16 protein-coding genes are annotated in these 17,784 nt (G+C 61.2%); 8 read left to right on the top strand and 8 right to left on the bottom strand.

Going from position 1 to position 17,784, the window contains the following annotated elements; genetic code table 11:
- Positions 1-13: 13 nt before the first annotated feature.
- The 3 genes from IB246_RS27245 to IB246_RS28870 are packed head-to-tail and all read right to left on the bottom strand — an operon-like array spanning position 14 to position 2,036.
- A complete protein-coding gene (locus tag IB246_RS27245) occupies positions 14-652 on the bottom strand; it encodes a response regulator transcription factor (protein ID WP_008036736.1) in 639 nt (212 codons plus the stop codon).
- On the bottom strand, positions 649-1,911 hold the full coding sequence (locus tag IB246_RS27240) for a histidine kinase (RefSeq protein WP_032832317.1): 1,263 nt from the start codon (positions 1,909-1,911) through the stop codon (positions 649-651). The genes IB246_RS27245 and IB246_RS27240 overlap by 4 nt, the downstream gene beginning before the upstream one ends.
- Before the next feature lie 2 nt (positions 1,912-1,913).
- Positions 1,914-2,036, bottom strand: a complete 123-nt coding sequence (locus IB246_RS28870) for a hypothetical protein (RefSeq protein WP_008024888.1) — start codon at positions 2,034-2,036, stop codon at positions 1,914-1,916.
- A 157-nt stretch (positions 2,037-2,193) separates the two neighbouring features.
- Between IB246_RS28870 and IB246_RS27235 the strand changes: the two genes are divergently transcribed.
- The 6 genes from IB246_RS27235 (at position 2,194) to IB246_RS27210 (ending at position 7,789) form a co-directional block, all read left to right on the top strand.
- Entirely contained in the window at positions 2,194-3,378 is a 1,185-nt protein-coding gene (locus IB246_RS27235; protein ID WP_008036728.1) for an ABC transporter substrate-binding protein, read from the top strand.
- A 29-nt stretch (positions 3,379-3,407) separates the two neighbouring features.
- Positions 3,408-4,367, top strand: coding sequence for a YVTN family beta-propeller repeat protein (locus tag IB246_RS27230; RefSeq protein WP_008036726.1), 960 nt, complete (start codon positions 3,408-3,410; stop codon positions 4,365-4,367).
- Positions 4,364-5,095 carry an ABC transporter ATP-binding protein gene (locus tag IB246_RS27225; RefSeq protein WP_008036725.1) on the top strand — a complete coding sequence of 244 codons (732 nt, stop codon included), beginning with the start codon at positions 4,364-4,366 and terminating at the stop codon, positions 5,093-5,095. The genes IB246_RS27230 and IB246_RS27225 overlap by 4 nt, the downstream gene beginning before the upstream one ends.
- On the top strand, positions 5,092-5,883 hold the full coding sequence (locus IB246_RS27220; protein ID WP_008024895.1) for an ABC transporter permease: 792 nt from the start codon (positions 5,092-5,094) through the stop codon (positions 5,881-5,883). The genes IB246_RS27225 and IB246_RS27220 overlap by 4 nt, the downstream gene beginning before the upstream one ends.
- Positions 5,884-6,509: 626 nt before the next feature.
- Positions 6,510-7,067, top strand: a complete 558-nt coding sequence (locus IB246_RS27215; RefSeq protein WP_008036724.1) for a PQQ-dependent catabolism-associated CXXCW motif protein — start codon at positions 6,510-6,512, stop codon at positions 7,065-7,067.
- 56 nt (positions 7,068-7,123) lie between these two features.
- Positions 7,124-7,789 (top strand): response regulator transcription factor, encoded by a 666-nt coding sequence (locus IB246_RS27210; protein ID WP_008024898.1) that lies wholly within the window; start codon positions 7,124-7,126, stop codon positions 7,787-7,789.
- Positions 7,790-8,109: 320 nt separating this feature from the next.
- Here IB246_RS27210 and nahK read toward each other — a convergent pair whose 3' ends face one another.
- From nahK to IB246_RS27190, 4 genes are all read right to left on the bottom strand, one after another.
- A complete protein-coding gene (gene nahK / locus IB246_RS27205) occupies positions 8,110-10,743 on the bottom strand; it encodes a hybrid sensor histidine kinase/response regulator NahK/ErcS' (RefSeq protein WP_162130703.1) in 2,634 nt (877 codons plus the stop codon).
- Complete coding sequence (nosP, locus tag IB246_RS27200; protein WP_008024902.1) at positions 10,673-11,836, bottom strand: nitric oxide-sensing protein NosP; 1,164 nt, start codon at positions 11,834-11,836, stop codon at positions 10,673-10,675. Before nosP ends, nahK begins: the two co-directional genes overlap by 71 nt.
- A gap of 636 nt (positions 11,837-12,472) precedes the next feature.
- The gene (locus IB246_RS27195; protein ID WP_008040029.1) at positions 12,473-13,657 is read right to left on the bottom strand and encodes a porin; all 1,185 of its coding nucleotides are present in this window, start codon (positions 13,655-13,657) and stop codon (positions 12,473-12,475) included.
- A 175-nt stretch (positions 13,658-13,832) separates the two neighbouring features.
- On the bottom strand, positions 13,833-14,639 hold the full coding sequence (locus tag IB246_RS27190; protein WP_008034065.1) for a sulfite exporter TauE/SafE family protein: 807 nt from the start codon (positions 14,637-14,639) through the stop codon (positions 13,833-13,835).
- Positions 14,640-14,799: 160 nt separating this feature from the next.
- Here IB246_RS27190 and IB246_RS27185 point away from each other — a divergent pair, with 160 nt between their 5' ends.
- Complete coding sequence (locus tag IB246_RS27185) at positions 14,800-15,663, top strand: MBL fold metallo-hydrolase (RefSeq protein WP_008040030.1); 864 nt, start codon at positions 14,800-14,802, stop codon at positions 15,661-15,663.
- 209 nt (positions 15,664-15,872) lie between these two features.
- Here the strand turns inward: IB246_RS27185 and bkdR are convergent, their stop codons facing one another.
- Positions 15,873-16,361, bottom strand: coding sequence for a Bkd operon transcriptional regulator BkdR (gene bkdR / locus IB246_RS27180; RefSeq protein ID WP_008034067.1), 489 nt, complete (start codon positions 16,359-16,361; stop codon positions 15,873-15,875).
- 186 nt (positions 16,362-16,547) lie between these two features.
- Here bkdR and IB246_RS27175 point away from each other — a divergent pair, with 186 nt between their 5' ends.
- A complete protein-coding gene (locus IB246_RS27175; RefSeq protein ID WP_008034068.1) occupies positions 16,548-17,783 on the top strand; it encodes a 3-methyl-2-oxobutanoate dehydrogenase (2-methylpropanoyl-transferring) subunit alpha in 1,236 nt (411 codons plus the stop codon).
- The last annotated feature ends 1 nt before the right edge of the window (position 17,784 follow it).

Here is a 17,784-nt window from a genome sequence, read left to right as displayed (position 1 = left end):
TGTGTGAGTTCAGCTACCCCGCCTTTCGCACCAAGCCCATATCAATCCCCAGATGCACCAGCTCGGCATGGGAGCTCACCTGCAATTTGCTCTTGAGCAACGTCAGGTGATTGGAGACGGTCTTGCTGCTGATGCTCAGCTGTTCGGCAATCACACGGGCCGGGGTGCCTTTGGCGAGCATCACGAAAATCTCCAGTTCGCGCTGGGTCATGCTCTGCAAACGCGGGTCGCTGGCGTCCTGTTGCGGGTGACACGCCAGTTGAGTGGCCAGGGGCTGTTCGATGTAGGCGTGGCCCGCGAGAATCCGCCGCACCGCCTCGATCAGCACTTCGGGCGCCGAGCTTTTGGTCAGGTAACCCGAAGCGCCCGCCTCCAGTGCCTGGCGCACCAGCGGCAGCTCATCGTGCATGCTGAAAAACAGCACGCGCAGTTGTGGCAGACGCTGTCGCAACCGGCGCGTGGTTTCCAGCCCGCTGATCCCCGGCAGGCCGAAATCCATGATCACCAGATTCGGCACTGCCTCCTGAACCCTGATCAGCGCTTCTTCACCCGTCGCGGCTTCACGCACTTCCATCGCCGGCAGCAACGCGCGCAACAAACTCGCGTAGCCCTGACGGACTACCGCATGGTCATCCACCAGCAGAATATTCATGACGCCTCCAAAGGCATGCTCAAGGCCAGCGCCCAACCGGCGCCGGGGTGGCTGATGATGCGTAACTCACCGCCCAGACTGCGGGCGCGCTCGAACATCGAATACAAACCGACACCCGGCCGCTGTGGCTGGCGGGCGCCGCAACCGTTGTCACGAATCAATAAGCGCAAGTGGCCGCCGCAGTGTTGCAGGCGAACCCGCACCTGGCTTGCATCGGCGTGGCGAGCGACGTTGGTCAAGGCTTCCTGCAACAGGCGGTAGAGATGGGTTTTGGCCGGCGCAGACAATGGCGGCAACGAAGCGCTGACGCGCAACTGACAATCGACACCCTGTCGGCCTTGCCACTGCTCCACCAGTAACGCGAAAGCCTCGGCCAACGGCAGGTGTTGCAACACCACCGGATAGAGGTCGTGCACCAGCGCTCTGAAACCTTGTTGCAGGTGCTCGCAGTTGTGTTCCAGTTCACGCACCGTGCGCTCCACGGTGTCCGGTTGATCGGCGACCAGGCGCAACAGGCAGGCCTGAGCGCGAATCCCCGCCAGGTATTGACCGAGGTCGTCGTGCAGGGTCTGCGCCAGATGAGTGCGTTCCTGTTCCTGCACCGCGAGCAAGGTCTGGGTCAGTTGCGTGTTGTCGGCGCGCGCCTGTTCCAGTGCTTCGGTCATGCGATTGAAGTGCACCGCCAGTTGCTGCGCTTCCGGCAGCCCTTGCGCGCGCAGTCGCACCTTGAGCTGGCCGCCGGAAACCTGCCGCAATGCGCGCAGCAACTCATCGAGCAGGCCCATGCCCCGGCGCACGGCCCAGCGAATGGTCAACAGACTCAACAACAACGCCAGGCCACACAGGCTCAGTAATTGCTGGAGGGAATCCCAGACTTCATCGATTTCATCCCGTGGGTCGACCGCAATCAGCACACGCCGGCCATCCTGCAGATCCAGTTCCCGCGCACTGTACCGGGCCTCGGCAAACAGCAATCGCCCGAGCCAGGCGTCGAGCCCGTCCTGCATTGGCGATTGTGCCGCTTCGCCCGGTTCGAGCCAGCGCACCCGCACGTGACGCAGACTTTGCGTCAGCCGTGGTTGCAGGCTGGCGGGATCGCGCGCGGCGGTTTCGCTCAAGTACTCGACCACCGCCTCGGCGGATTGCAGCTCTCGCTCCACATCCGCCAGCGCCTGGTGCATCAGCAAGCCCATGCACGCCAAAGTGACCAGCGCGAAAAATCCGCAGACCCAGAGATTGATCCGCCACAGGGCCGACACGCCTAGCGCCCCGGTGTCGCAGGCATCACCAGCAGCGACGCAGGGCGCGGGCCGTGGAGTTTGTCGACGCCGATCAGGCTCAGGATCAGCAGCAACGGCAGGAGCAGCGCCTTGAGAATACGCATGGTCGATCTCCTTCAGAGTGATGGCCGTTGTTGCCCATGCTAAAACCGCGCCGCCCTCGACGAGTTACTACCTTGGTACTGCCTCACTGGTACTTTCTGCATATTTCATCCCGTCCTCAGGCTTCCTATGCTGGCGCTACCCGTGATGGAGTGCCTTATGCGCCAGCTTGCCCCTTACGCCCTGATCTACCTGTTGGCGATTGCCTGCGCCGCCGGGCTGGCGACGCAAAGTCAGGCGGCCGATGCACCGCTGCAAGTGCAGATCGGTTACCTGGGTTATCGCCCCGACCCGGGGCCCTTGCTGTCGAACATCATTCCCGAGCCCGTCGATGCCGGCCTGCGTGGCGCCGAACTGGCGATCACCGACAGCAACAGCACCGGGCGCTTTCTCAATCACAGTTACAGCCTGGCCAACGCCAACGTCGACAACCCGCAGGCCTTGCTCGATGCGGCCAAGGCGCAACACGCGCAAGGCCTGCGCCTGTTTGTGGTGAACGCACCGGTGGCCAGCCTGCGGCAACTCAGCGCCGCCCTGCCCGACAGTTTGCTGATCAACGCCGGCAGCCCGGATGACAGCCTGCGCACCACCGATTGCCTGCCAAACGTGCTGCACACGCTGCCAAGCCGGGCGATGCTCGCTGATGCCTTGGCGCAGTTTCTGGTGGTGCGCAAATGGCAACGGGCGCTGCTGATTGTCGGCCCGACCGTCGACGATCAAGCCTATGCCGCCGCCCTGCGCCGCGCGGCGAAACGCTTCGGCGTGCAACTGGTGGCGGAAAAAGCCTGGAGTTTCGATAACGATCAACGCCGCAGCGCCCAGGCCGACATGCCGCTGTTCACCCAGACCGCCGAGTACGACGTGGTACTGGTGGCCGATGAACGCGGTGACTTCGGCGAATACGTGCCCTACCAGACCTGGTATCCGCGCCCGGTGGCCGGCACTCAAGGCCTGACCCCGGTGGGCTGGCACAAGACCGTGGAAACTTACGGCGCAGCGCAATTGCAGAAACGCTTCGAAGCTATGGCCGGGCGCTGGATGAACGACCGCGACTTTGCCGCGTGGATAGCCGTGCGCAGCATCGCCAGCGCGGTGAGCAAACTGCGTCAGACCGATCCGATGGCGATCCGCAACCTGGAAGTCAGCGACCAATTGCCGCTCGATGGCTTCAAGGGTCGCAAGCTCAGTTATCGCCCTTGGAACGGCCAGTTGCGCCAGCCGATTCCCATCGTGCAGCCGCGGGCGCTGGTCAGCACCTCGCCACAGGACGGCTTTCTGCACCCCTTCAACGAAATGGACAGCCTCGGTTACGACAAACCCGAGGTCAGCTGCCGCTTTCCCTGATCTTCCACAACAACAATAAGGAATCCGCCATGCGCCGCACCCTGCTTTCATGCGCCCTGTTGCTCGCTGCCGGGCACGCCGCGGCCAGCACCGCCTGGGTCTCCAACGAAAAAGACAACAGCCTCAGCCTGATCGACATGCAGACCCTGCAAGTCACCGACACCCTGCCCGTCGGCCAGCGCCCGCGCGGTCTGTTGCTGTCCCACGACAACAAGCTGCTGTACATCTGCGCCAGCGATTCGGACCGGGTGCAGGTGATGGACGTGGCCACGCGCAAGATCATCAAGGAGCTGCCTTCGGGCAAGGACCCCGAGCAATTCGCCCTGCACCCGAACAATCGCTGGCTCTACGTTTCCAACGAGGACGATGCGCTGGTGACGGTGATCGACACCGAAACCTCCAAGGTGCTGAGTCAGATCAACGTCGGCGTCGAGCCCGAAGGCATGGCCGTCAGCCCGGACGGCAAATGGGCGGTGAACACCAGCGAAACCACCAACATGCTGCACTGGATCGACACCGGCACCCAGACCCTGGCCGACAGCACGCTGGTGGATCAGCGCCCGCGTTTCGTCGAGTTCGCGCCCGATGGAAAACAGTTGTGGGCCTCGGCGGAAATCGGCGGCACCGTGACCATTCTTGACAGCGCCACCCGGCAGGTCCTCAAGACCCTGACCTTCCAGATCAAGGGCGTGCACCCGGACAAGGTGCAACCGGTGGGCATCAAACTCAGCGCTGACGGCAAGTACGGTTTCGTCGCGCTGGGCCCGGCCAACCACGTCGCGGTGATCGACGCCAAAACCTTCGAAATCCTCGATTACCTGCTGGTCGGCCGCCGCGTGTGGCAGATGGCATTCACCCCGGATCAGAAGCAATTGCTGGCCACCAATGGCGTCAGCGGCGATGTGTCGGTGATTGATATCGACAGCCTCAAAGTGAGCAAATCGGTAAAGGTCGGGCGCTATCCATGGGGCGTGGTGGTGACGCCATGAACGCACTGGAAGTCAGCGACCTGAGTTTCGCCTACGGCGCGCGGGAGGCGTTGCGCCAAGTGAGTTTCAGCCTGGAGCCCGGTCGTTTTGCGGCGCTGCTGGGGCCGAACGGCGCCGGCAAATCGACGCTGATTGCCTTGCTGACCCGGCTGTACGATGTGCAACGCGGTGATATCCGTGTCGGCGCTTGTTCGTTGCGGGATGCGCCGCGCCCGGCGCTCAAGCAGTTGGGTGTGGTGTTTCAGCAAAGTACGCTGGACCTGGACCTCAGCGTCGAGCAGAACCTGCGTTATCACGCCGCGCTGCACGGAATGTCGCGGCGTGAAACCAAAATTCGGGTCGATGCCGAACTGGCCCGTCAGTCCCTGACCGAACGCCGTCGCGAGCGGGTACGCGAGCTGAATGGCGGTCATCGTCGCCGGGTGGAAATCGCTCGCGCGCTGCTGCATGAGCCACGCCTGTTGCTGCTCGATGAGGCCAGTGTCGGCCTCGATCCGGCCAGTCGCCTGGCGCTCAATCAACACATCCGCAGCTTGTGCCGCGAGCACCGCCTCAGCGTGCTCTGGACCACGCACTTGCTGGATGAAGTGCAGCCCAGCGATGACTTGCTGATTCTCCATCAAGGCCGTTTGGTCGCCAGCGGCCAGGCCGATGCGTTGAGCCTGGAACACGGCGGCGACCTCGGTTCGGCCTTCGCTCGCCTGACGACATCGGGAGCCGTCCAATGAATGCGTATTGGCAATGTTTCAGCGGCATCGTGCTGCGTGAATGGCTGCGTTTTGTGTTGCAGCGCACGCGATTTCTCAGTGCACTGGTGCGCCCACTGCTGTGGCTGCTGGTGTTCGCCGCCGGTTTTCGCGCGGCACTTGGCATCGCGATCATCGAGCCCTACGACACCTACATTCCGTATGAGGTCTACATCATTCCGGGGCTGGCCTGCATGATCCTGTTGTTCAACGGCATGCAAGGTTCGCTGTCGATGGTCTACGACCGGGAGATGGGCAGCATGCGCGTACTGCTGACCAGCCCCCTGCCCCGCACGTTTCTGCTGTGCAGCAAACTGTTGGCCACGTCACTGATTTCGCTGTTGCAGGTGTACGCCTTTCTGGCGATTGCCTGGGTGTACGGCGTGCAGCCGCCGGCCATGGGCCTGTTGATCGCCTTGCCGGCGTTGCTGCTGGTGGCGTTGATGCTCAGTGCGTTGGGGTTGTTGCTGTCGAACGCGATCCGCCAACTGGAGAACTTCGCCGGGGTGATGAATTTTGTGATCTTCCCGCTGTTTTTCCTGTCGTCGGCCCTTTACCCACTGTGGAAGATGCGCGAGTCGAGCGAGTGGTTGTATTGGTTGTGCGCCGTGAACCCGTTTACGCATGCAGTGGAACTGGTGCGGTTTGCCTTGTACGAGCGCTTCAACCCGTTGGCATTGGCGGTATGCATCGGCCTGACGCTGTTGTTCTCGCTACTGGCAGTCCTCACCTTCAACCCCCAACACGCTGCTCTGCGCAAATCCAGCTGATCCCATGGATTGCGGTGTACCAATCACACCGCCATCGCCAGCAAGCCGGCTCCTACAGGATCGTGGATACACCGTTATTTTGTGAACGACATTGGATTGTAGGAGCCGGCTTGCTGGCGATCCAGGCAACGCGGTGTACCAGACACACCGCCATCGCCGGCAAGCCGACTCCTACAAGGGATGTGATCTGCCGTTATCGTGTGAGCGACATCGAACTGTAGGAGCCGGCTTGCCGGCGATCCAGGCAACGCGGTGTATCAGACACTCCGCCATCGCCGGCAAGCCGGCTCCTACAAGGGATGTGATCTGCCGTTATCGCGTGAGCGACATCGAACTGTAGGAGCCGGCTTGCTGGCGATCCAGGCAACGCGGTGTATCAGACACTCCGCCATCGCCGGCAAGCCGGCTCCTACAAGGGATGTGATCTGCCGTTATCGCGCGGACAACCTCAAACTGTAGGAGCCGGCTTGCCGGCGATCAATGCAACGCGGTGCATCAGGCAAGCCGGCTCCTACAGTTGATCTCACCAAAATTACTACTTTAGTACTGGTTTTCCTGTCTATCGTCGCATTCCCAACGCACCGCGACTGGCATGTAATGGGCTCATAACTATAAGGACTGAACCCATGCCGCGTGCCCGACGTGTTCTGCTGCGCCCTTCCCTCGCTGTGTTATCGCTGAGCCTGTTGCTGGGCGTCGCACACGCCGAAACACCGCTGTTCTCCGCTGATGGCTATCGCATCGGCCTGTACCGCAGCCCCACGCCGAATCAGGCCGAAGGTGCCGCCATCATCGACACCGCCGCCCTGCAAACCCTGCTCACCCAGACGCCTCGCCCAGTGTTGATCGATGTCTACCGCCGCCAATGGCTGCAAGGGCGTTTCATCGAAGACCAGCCCCACGAAAACCTGCCCGGCAGCCACTGGCTGGCCAACACCGGCGACGGCGACCTGACACCCGACTGGCAGGATTACTTCACACGCAATCTGCAAAAATTCACCGCCGGCGATTCCCGGCAACCGCTGGTCTTTTACTGCCGGTCCGATTGCTGGTTGAGCTGGAATGCGGTCAAACGCGCCGCCGCCATGGGCTATAAGACTCTGTATTGGTATCGCGATGGCCTGGATGCCTGGCAAGCGGCGAACCTGCCCGTGACACCCGCCCTGCCTGAACCTTTTCCCTGACCTTTACGCGTGCGTGTTGTTGCCACACCATATTCAAAATAATGAGGTGAAAGGCTATGTACAAAATTCTGATTGCCGACGATCACCCGCTGTTTCGCGAAGCCATTCATAACGTCATCAGCGATGGATTCCCGGGCAGCGAGGTCATGGAAACCGCCGACCTCGACAGCGCCCTCGCGCTGACTCAGGACCACGACGACCTGGACCTGATCCTGCTCGACCTGAACATGCCCGGCATGCACGGCCTCAATGGCCTGATCAATCTGCGCAACGAGGCACCGACCATTCCAGTGGTGATCGTCTCGGCGGAACAGGACAAGCAGATCGTGCTGCAAGCCATCACCTATGGCGCGGTGGGTTTCATCACCAAGTCCTCGCCACGGGTGCAGATGACCGACGCGATCCAGCAGATTCTCAATGGCAACGTCTACCTGCCGCCGGACATCATCCGCACGCAGAAAAGCGGCACCCACCGCCGGATGAACGACACCCCGAGCTTCCCGCCGGAACTGCTCCAGGCCCTGACCCGCAAACAGTTGCTGGTGCTGGAGCGCATGACCAAAGGCGAGTCGAACAAACAGATCGCCTACACCCTGGAAATCGCTGAAACCACGGTCAAGGCCCACGTATCGGCGATCTTGCGCAAACTCAACGTGCACAATCGGGTGCAGGCGATCCTGAGTGCCGGGGATATTGATTTCGGCTCTTATCTACGACGTTAAACCGCGTCGCGCCCATCGCCAGCAAGCCGGCTCCTACAAGAACAACGCAACCCCCTGTAGGAGCCGGCTTGCCGGCGATGAGGCCCTCAGCATCCGCACAAACTTCAGGGCCGGCCGAACAAATCGCCAGCAAGCTGGCTCCTACAGGAACAACGCAATCCCCTGTAGGAGCCGGCTTGCCGGCGATGAGGCCATCAGCACCCGCACAAATTTCAGGGCCTGCCGAACAAATCGCCAGCAAGCCGGCTCCTACAGGAACAACGCGATCCCCTGTAGGAGCTGGCTTGCTGGCGATGAGGCCCTCAACATCAACAAAAATCTCAAGGCCGGCCGAGCAAATGACTCATCGCCGTCTTCAGCTTCATCGGCCGCACCGGCTTATGCATCAAGGTGTGCCCCAGCTCTCGAATCTGCAATTTGAGTTCATTGCTGTAATTGGCGGTGATCATCATCGCCGGAATGGCTGAGCCGCGCCGGGCGTTGATCCGCGCCACGGCATCCACGCCGTTCTGATCGTCATCCAGGTGGTAATCGGCAATCAGCAAATCCGCCTCGGCGTGATAATTGTCCACTTGCCGCGCCAAATCCTGCTCCGACAGCGCCGTCACCACCAGACAACCCCACCCTTCGAGCAAGGTGCGCATGCCAGCGCAAATCGCCGCATCGTTATCCAGCACCCATACCCGCGCACCGCGCAGGCGTTCGAGCATCGGCTCACTCATCAACAGGCTCGGCAGTGCCTTGGGTGCCGTCGCGCTCAAAGGCACCTCGACGGAAAACACCGAGCCCTTGCCCGGCCACGAACGCACGTGAATGCGGTGCCCGAGAATCCCGGCAATTTTCTCGACAATTGCCAGCCCCAGCCCCAACCCGCGATCCTGATCCGGACGTTGCACATCACCGCGTTTGAATTCCTGGAAAATCTCTTCCAGACGGTTTTCGGCAATACCCATGCCGCTGTCCCAGACCTCGATCGACAGCCGCTGATGATGCCGCCGGCAACCGAGCACCACGCGGCCGCTGTAGGTGTAGCGAATCGCGTTGCTCAACAGGTTGCGCAAGATCCGCGCAAGCAACTGAATGTCGCTGCGCACCAGCGCCGAACACCCGATGAAATGCAGCTCAAGCCCTTCACTGCGCGCGACCTGGGTGTACTCGGCGGCGAGGTTTTCCAGCAACTCGCTCAAGGCGAACGGCGCGATGTCGGCCTTGATCACCCCGGCATCGAGTTTGGAAATGTCGACCAGCGTACCGAGCAGATTCTCCACGTCTTCCAGGGAATTGCTGACGTTGCGCACCAGAATCTCGTTGGCCAGCGGCTCCCGGCGTTCGAGCAAGGCGCTGGTAAACAGGCGCGCGGCATTCAGCGGTTGCAGCAAGTCATGGCTGACGGCGGCAAGAAACTTGGTCTTCGACAGGTTGGCCTGCTCGGCTTCAAGCTTGGCCTCGCGCAGGCGTGATTCAACCCGTCGACGTTCGTCGATCTCGCGCAGCAACTGGTCATTGAGGGTCGTCAGTTCCGCCGTGCGTTCGCGCACCCGCAGTTCGAGGTTCTGATAGGCCTGGTGCAACGCCTCGGCCGTGCGGCGGCGCTCGGTGATGTCGCGGATCAACACGAAAATCCCCACCACTTCGCCGGTTACCAGCCGATTGGGCACGTAGGAGCGCAGCATGTAACGCTCCTGGTTGTTGATATTGGTTTCGGCGAACTCGAACGTCACGCTCTCACCGGCCAACGCCCGCGCCACATAGGCTTCCAGGCGCTGGTAATGCTGCTCGCTGTGTACTTCGCGCAGGCTCTGCCCGAGCATTACACCGCGTGGCCAGCAGTACCATTCTTCGTAGACCTTGTTGGTGAATTCGTAGACCAGGTCGGCATTGAGGTAGGCGATCAACGCCGGAACGTGGTCGGTGATCAGGCGAATCCAGCGCTCGCTTTCGCTCAGCGCTTCGGCGTGCTGGTAGCGTTCGGTGATGTCGGTAAAGGTGTTGACGAAGCCGCCGGTGGGCAACGGATGCGTGCGGATTTCCAGGACCCGGCCATCGTACAGACGCTGCTCGCATTCCTGCACCGGGCGCCCGTTGCCGTCGCGGCTGGCCGGGGTCAACAGGTTCAACTCGCTGTCGGCGATCACTTCGGCGAACGGTCGATGCGCCGCCACCGGCGCCAGGCCGCTGAGTTCAAGGAAGCGCCGGTTCCACAACTCCAGAATGCCCTCGGCGTTGACCATCGCTACGCCTTGGGACAGGTTGTCCACGGCCCGTTGCAACAAATGCGATTTCTGCGCCACGGCCTGCTCGCGGCGCACGGTTTCACTGAGTTTGACGTCGGTGATGTCGGTGAACAGGATCACCCGCCCGCCTTCCTGGGTCGGCCGTTCGCTGACTTGCAGCCAACGACCGTCCTGCAAGCGGAACAGCAGGTTCTCGTCGGCCTGCCCGCGCGGTTCTTCGGTGAACAGGCCGGTGGACAGCATCAGCCGCTTGACCTCGGCCAGGCGCATGCCGGCGTTGATTCGCACCCGGCTGTTACCCCAGAACGCCTTGAAGCGGCTGTTGAACAGCACGATCCGCTGCTCCGCGTCGAACAATACAAAGGCGTCGGAAATGCTCTCGATGGCGTCGATCAGGTGTTGATGCGCAGTTTCCGCTCGCAGACGCGCTTCGCTGAGCAAGTGATTGCCTGACTTCAGTTCAGCCATGGCCTGGTTCAAGGCATCGGTGCGCTCACGTACCTGTTCGGCCAGCACCACCGAATGCTGGAACGCCGCGTACGGGTCGTTGCCGCGGGTGATGCCGGACTCGATCCGTTCGATCAGCGCAGCATTGATGCGCTGCAATTTGTGGTTTTCGTGCCGCAGGCTGGCGACTTGAGCCGCAAGCTCAGCGATGTCCAGGGGAGCGGCCTCGGGCAATGGCAACCCCGGTGAAGGTCTGGTTGATGTGCATGCCATTGAACTGTTCTCCGTAGGTGTTGAAACCCATCACCCGCTGGTCGCGCAAAAACCTGCCGATCTGCTCCAGATTGCCGCCGTCTTCCAGTTCCAGGCGCCTGAGAAAACAGTCGCAGCCGATGGTCAACAACAGGTCACCGAGGCGTTCCTGCAAACCGTCGAACAGGGTTTGCAGATTGGGCAGCATCGGCCCTGGGGTCATGACGGTGAGGACGATGCCGTTTTCCACGGCGCAGTAGAAACTCAGGCTCAAGTCCGGGTGCACCTGCTGGATGGCCCGCACGTAATACTGATCGTTGATCCGCACTGCCAGCGGGTGGGCGGCGAAGATCCGGTGATCGAGTTCAGCCACGGGCACGCCGATGTGCCGGGCGTACTCCTCGGCGGCCGGTTCGGCATTCAGTTCGAAGACCCGGCGCGAGGCGCTGTCGGCGCCAGTGACCACCAGTTTTTCCGCTCTCGGCAGGATGTGGTGGGTGGTGAAGACTTCGAAGTCGAGCCAGGTGTTGACCAGCACCACCACCGCCGCGCCGCTGTGGAACTCGCCGCCGAAGTAAACGTGGGTGTGGGTCAGGTAATTGTCGTCGCCGGCCGAGCCACCGAAATGTGGAATGTCGCCCAGCGCCGCGCTCAACGCCGCGAGCACCATTTCTTCACGGCTGGACAAACCATCGAGCAAGGTCAGGGCGAAGCTGTTGCCCTTGATCGGCGCCAGGGTGTTGCTGCGACAACCACTGACCAGACGCTCGACCATTTGCTGGGCGTCGATCAGGCTGAAGCGCTCCATCTCGTCGATCAATTCGGCATCGATGGAAAAATGCCGATGGTCGAAACCCACGGCCGTCACGCAGTTGCGCCCGTAACCCAGCGGGGTGATTTCACCGGCGCTCGTGCAACCGACCAGACGGATACCGCCAAAGCTCTGCTGCAAGGCCTGGCCCAGCGCCTGCAAGTCGTACTCGGCGGAGCAGAAAAACAGCACAAAGCCCAAATGCGGATGCAGCAACTGCCGCGCCAGCTCCTGAGCCACCTGCTGGGCATCGGTCGCCTGGGACATCGCACTGACGACCCCGTCGCTCTGAACCTGCTGCATCGTCGCCTCCCGCAGGTGCGCATGTGTGAGGTTGGAGTGTACGAAGGCAGCGGTCGGCGACGTATGCTACTTGGGTAGCGGTCAGGCGCTTCGATGGGATGAGAGTCCCAGCAAACACCACAAAACCTGTAGGAGCCGGCTTGCTGGCGATAGCGGTGGGTCAGGCAACAATGATGGTGACTGACAGTCCGTCATCGCCGGCAAGCCGGCTACTACAAATCCGCGCCCGGCGCGCCATTTTCTGCCATGACACAAAACCTGTAGGAGCCAGCTTGCTGGCGATAGCGGTGGGTCAGGCAACAATGATGGTGACTGATGCGCCGCTATCGCCGGCAAGCCGGCTCCTACAAATCCGCGCCCGGCGCGCCATTTTCTGCCATGACACAAAACCTGTAGGAGCCGGCTTGCTGGCGATAGCGGTGGGTCAGGCAACAATGATGGTGACTGACAGTCCGTCATCGCCGGCAAGCCGGCTACTACAAATCCGCGCCCGGCGCGCCATTTTCTGCCATGACACAAAACCTGTAGGAGCCAGCTTGCTGGCGATAGCGGACTGTCAGGCGACAATGATGTTGACTGATACACCGTCATCGCCGGCAAGCCGGCTCCTACAGGGGATTTGCGTAGCGTGCGGGGTTACCAGGTCAACACCGCCCCCACCGCGAAGGTGTCGGTGTCTTCGTTTTGCGCGCTGGTTTGGTGGCCATTGATTTCGAACTGGTTGTACTCGGCCACCAGTTTCAGGTTGTCGTTGACGTCATGGAACAGCGCAATGCCGCGAGTCTCATAGTCCGCGCCGCTGCCCACCACGCCGTTGCCGTCATCCTTGGTCTTGCCGTAGGACAAGGCCAGGCGGTTTTTGCCCAGCTTGTACGAGCCCTGCAACAGGTAGCCATCACTGTCGACATTACGCAACGTCGGTTCGCCAGCGTTGTTGGTGAAGAACGGGTTGATACCCTTGGCCTGGAATCCGGAACCGGTTAATGACAAACCGCCCATTTTCGCCTGCACGCCATAGCCCAAACCTTTGGAGGTGACGGACTGCACCGTGGAATCGGTGTTGTCCGAAGTCTGGTAGCTGCCATTCACCCAGCTGTAAATCTTCGCCCCGGCGAGGTCGAACTGATAAGTGATCTCGCTCTCGGTGCGCGGGTTTTCCTGATAGGCCTTGCCGGTTGCGCTGCTGTCGTTGGTGTCCACCGGGTCCATGATCCCGACCGCGACTCGCAGGCCGTCCATCACCGGGGTGCGGTAAGTAATCTGCGACGTCGGGAACGGGTACGGATAGCCGCTGCCGATGTTGCCGAACGACACCCCGCCGCCATCCACCAACCCGAGCGTGTCGCTGACCTGGCCGTAACCGGCCAGCAACTCATCGAGCAGAATGTTGGAACGGGCAAACAAACCGAAGTCCTTGCCGATCAGCACTTCGCCCCATTCCGGGTTGGCCACCGTGCCGTAGAACTGCCGCACGTCGATGGCGGTGTCGGTGCCGTTGGTTTCGCTGTCGTTGATGGTCACCCAGAACGACGCCCGGGCGCCGAGCTTGAGGTCATCGACTTGCTTGCCCATGTTGAAGCCCAGGTAGTTGGGCAAAAAGCCCATTTTCACCCGCGCCTGCCGACGGTCGAACTGCTCGCCGGCACGGTCGACGTCGCTGTTCACATAGAAGGCGTTGATGTAGCCATCGGTGGAAAACGTGGTCTGGTCCTTGTCGTACAGCATGATTTCGGCTTCGGCCATTGAGCTCAAACCCAGGGCTGACAGGCTGGCGATGAAGGCTGGCAAGTAACGGTGCTTGAAATTCTTATTGTTGTGCATGACGCGCTCCGCAGCGGGGGACTGGATGTCGGAGGCGATTATCGAAAGCGGACCGGCGGCGTCATACGCTGCCTTGGGGGTGGTTTTGAAGTGCTTTGGCGTGGCCGGTGGCGTGCAGCAAGTTCGGTGTAAGACCGGGCCACGACGAGGGCCCGGAACTTAAGGTGTAAGACGCCTAGATGCCGGCCTTGAACAGCATGTAGGCCGCGACCACCACGCAGAGGCTCGCGAAGCCGATCTGCAAGGCCCGGGCCGGTACTCGGGCGCACAGCTGTCGGCCAACGATCATGCCGATGACGCTCGCAACAATGAACGCCACCCCCAGACCATCGATCCGCACCCCGGCATGAAATGCACCAATCACGCCGATGGCAGAAATCAGGCTGATGACCATCAAGGACGTCGCGACGATCCCGCGCATCTGCACATCGGTCAGTTGCTTGAACGCCGGGACAATCAGAAACCCGCCGCCGACCCCGAGCAACCCGGAGACCACGCCGGTCACCGCGCCAAGTGCGGCCAGGGTTGCGGTGCATTTGGCGGTCCAGGAAAAGCGCCCGGTCTGTTGATCGAGCATGCAGTTTTTCTGACCCCAGTTGGCGTGGCCGTGGTCGCTCGGCCCTTCTTCATGGCGCTCGCGGCGCAGCATCCGCCAGGCCACCATGACCATCAGCAGGCTGAACAGAATCATCAGGATTTTTTCCGGCAGTTGATGGGCAAAGTAGATGCCGACCGGGGAAAAAATCGCCCCCAGCAAGGCGATCAACAACGCTGCGCGATAACGCACCAGGCCATGGCGCAACCCATCGACGGCCCCGACCGCCGCCGCACTGCCCACCGCAAACAATGCAACGGGGGCCGCTTGTGTCATGGTCAAACCCAACCCCAGCACCAGGGCCGGAACCGCAAGAATGCCGCCACCGGCACCGGTCAATCCGAGGACCAGGCCCATGGCCACACCAAAAAAACTTGCCAGCAACATAAAACGCTCGTGATCCGTGAGAAGAGCCGGGAACGCCCGGTATCGATGACTGACAGGATAGAGCCCGCGCAGCTTTTTTCCTGCATTGAATTGATCGGGGCTGGTCAGCGCAGGGAAAATGAAACTACCCTGAACACCTGTCCCAAAAGAAACGGCCACCATGCCCGCCTTGATTGAAGCCTTCCTCGACCCCGCCTCATCGACCTACAGTTACGTCGTTTACGAGGCCGACGGCGGTCAGTGTGCAATCGTCGACCCGGTACTCGACTACGACCCGGCCGCCGGGCGCACCGCCACCACCCAGGCCGATAAAATCATCGCTTTCGTGGGTGAACATCAGTTGCAGGTGCAATGGCTGCTGGAAACCCATGCCCACGCCGATCATATGTCTGCCGCGCCTTATCTGCGTCGGGAGCTGGGCGGCAGGATTGCGATTGGTCAGTCGATCAGCAAGGTGCAGGGCGTGTTCAAAGGCCTGTTCAACCTTGAACCGGAATTTGCCGTGGACGGTTCGCAGTTCGATCACCTGTTCGCCCCCGACGAATCGTTCATGATCGGCAACCTCAAGGCCACGGCGCTGCACGTGCCCGGTCACACGCCGGCGGACATGGCCTATTTGATCGACAGCAGCGTCATTCTGGTGGGCGATACGTTGTTCATGCCGGATGTCGGCACTGCGCGCTGCGACTTTCCCGGCGGGAATGCCAATCAATTGTTCGCCTCGATCCACAAGCTGCTGGCGTTTCCGGCCAGCGTGCGGCTTTACGTTTGCCACGACTATCCGCCTGAAAATCGCAAGCCCCAGTGCCAGACCACAGTGGGCGAGCAGCGCAAGAGCAACATCCACATCCATGACGGCATCGACGAAGCGGCATTCGTCGCCATGCGCACCCGGCGCGATGCGGGGCTGGGCATGCCGACGCTGTTGTTGCCGGCGATTCAGGTCAACGTACGAGCCGGGAATTTGCCACCGCCCGAGGAAAACGGCGTCACCTACCTGAAAATCCCCCTGAACAAACTCTGACTCTTGCTGGCGATGGCGATCCCGAAACCGCCATCGCTGGCAAGCCAGGCTCCCACAATTGCGCGGTGCCGCACCAGCCCGAACCCACCACAAAATCTGTAGGAGCCAGCTTGCTGGCGATGGCGGTGTGTCAGGCAACAATGATGGTGGCTGATGCGCCGCCATCGCCAGCAAGCCGGCTCCTACAGTTATGTGGTGTTGGGGGGCGGTCAATTGGTCAGGGTCAATCCATTCGCCGGCAGCGGCAGCGCGGTTTTATAGCGCACTTGCTTGAGCGCAAAGCTTGAGCGGATGTTCGCCACACCGGGCACTTTGGTGAGGAAGTCCATCATGAAACGCTCCAGCGACTGAATGGTCGGCACCAGCACCCGGATCAGATAATCCGGATCACCCGCCATCAAATAGCACTCCATCACTTCCGGACGATCCGAGATCGCTTCTTCGAAATGCTGCAACGCCTCCTCCACCTGTTTCTCCAGGCTGACATGAATGAACACATTCACATGCAGCCCCAACAGGTCGGCGTCCAACAGCGTCACTTGCTCGCGAATCAGTCCCAATTCTTCCATCGCCTTGACCCGGTTGAAGCACGGTGTCGGCGACAGATTCACCGAGCGTGCGAGGTCGGCGTTGGTGATGCGCGCGTTCTCCTGAAGGCTGTTGAGAATGCCGATATCGGTACGGTCCAATTTGCGCATGAGAAAAAACCACCTGTTATTTTTGTTTATGCAGATTTTTTAACCTCAAATGACCACCAACGCAACGAAACACAGATAAATATTCTCCTGCGCCGGGCCTATGATGTTTGTAGGACAAGATTTCCATAACACGTGGAATGACGGTCAGCTCACTACAAGAAATTCACAAGATCGAGCGTAGAAGCCATGAACCAAGCGTATGAACCGCTGCGCCTGCACGTCCCTGAACCCTCGGGCCGTCCCGGCTGTAAAACCGACTTCTCCTACCTGCATCTGACCGATGCCGGCACGGTGCGCAAACCCCCAATCGACGTTGAACCCGCCGACACGGCCGATCTGGCCCGCGGCCTGATTCGCGTGCTCGACGATCAGGGCAATGCCCTGGGCCCGTGGGCCGAAGGCGTACCGGTAGAGATCCTGCGTAAAGGCATGCGCGCCATGCTCAAGACGCGGATCTACGACAACCGCATGGTGGTCGCCCAGCGTCAGAAAAAAATGTCGTTCTACATGCAAAGCCTTGGCGAAGAAGCCATCGGCAGCGCCCAGGCCCTGGCCTTGAACATCGACGACATGTGCTTCCCGACCTACCGCCAGCAAAGCATCCTGATGGCACGTGAAGTGCCGCTGGTGGACCTGATCTGCCAGTTGCTGTCCAACGAGCGCGATCCGCTCAAGGGCCGTCAGTTGCCGATCATGTACTCGGTCAAGGAAGCCGGTTTCTTCACCATTTCCGGCAACCTCGCCACCCAATTCGTCCAGGCTGTCGGCTGGGGCATGGCCTCGGCGATCAAGGGCGACACCAAAATCGCCTCGGCCTGGATCGGCGACGGCGCCACTGCCGAGTCGGACTTCCACACCGCCCTGACCTTCGCCCACGTGTACCGCGCGCCGGTGATCCTCAACGTGGTCAACAACCAATGGGCCATCTCCACCTTCCAGGCGATTGCCGGTGGTGAAGCCACTACATTCGCCGGTCGTGGCGTCGGTTGCGGCATCGCCTCCCTGCGCGTCGACGGTAACGATTTCTACGCGGTCTATGCCGCTTCCGCCTGGGCTGCCGAGCGCGCCCGCCGCAACCTTGGCCCGACCATGATCGAATGGGTCACCTACCGCGCCGGCCCGCACTCGACCTCCGACGATCCGTCCAAATACCGTCCTGCCGACGACTGGAGCCACTTCCCGTTGGGCGACCCGATTGCGCGCCTGAAGCAGCACCTGGTGAAAATCGGTCACTGGTCCGAAGAGGAACACGTCGCCGTCAGCGCCGAACTGGAAGCCGAAGTCATCGCCGCGCAGAAAGAAGCCGAGCAGTACGGCACCCTCGCCGGCGGCCAGATTCCGAGCGCCGCGACCATGTTCGAAGACGTCTACAAAGAGATGCCGGAGCACTTGAAGCGCCAGCGTCAAGAGTTGGGGATCTGAC

It is taken from the genome of Pseudomonas sp. PDM01, from assembly GCF_014852325.1.
Taxonomy (GTDB): domain Bacteria; phylum Pseudomonadota; class Gammaproteobacteria; order Pseudomonadales; family Pseudomonadaceae; genus Aquipseudomonas; species Aquipseudomonas migulae.
The sequence above is the reverse complement of the archived record's forward strand: the minus strand, read 5'-3'. Positions and strand labels throughout refer to the sequence as shown.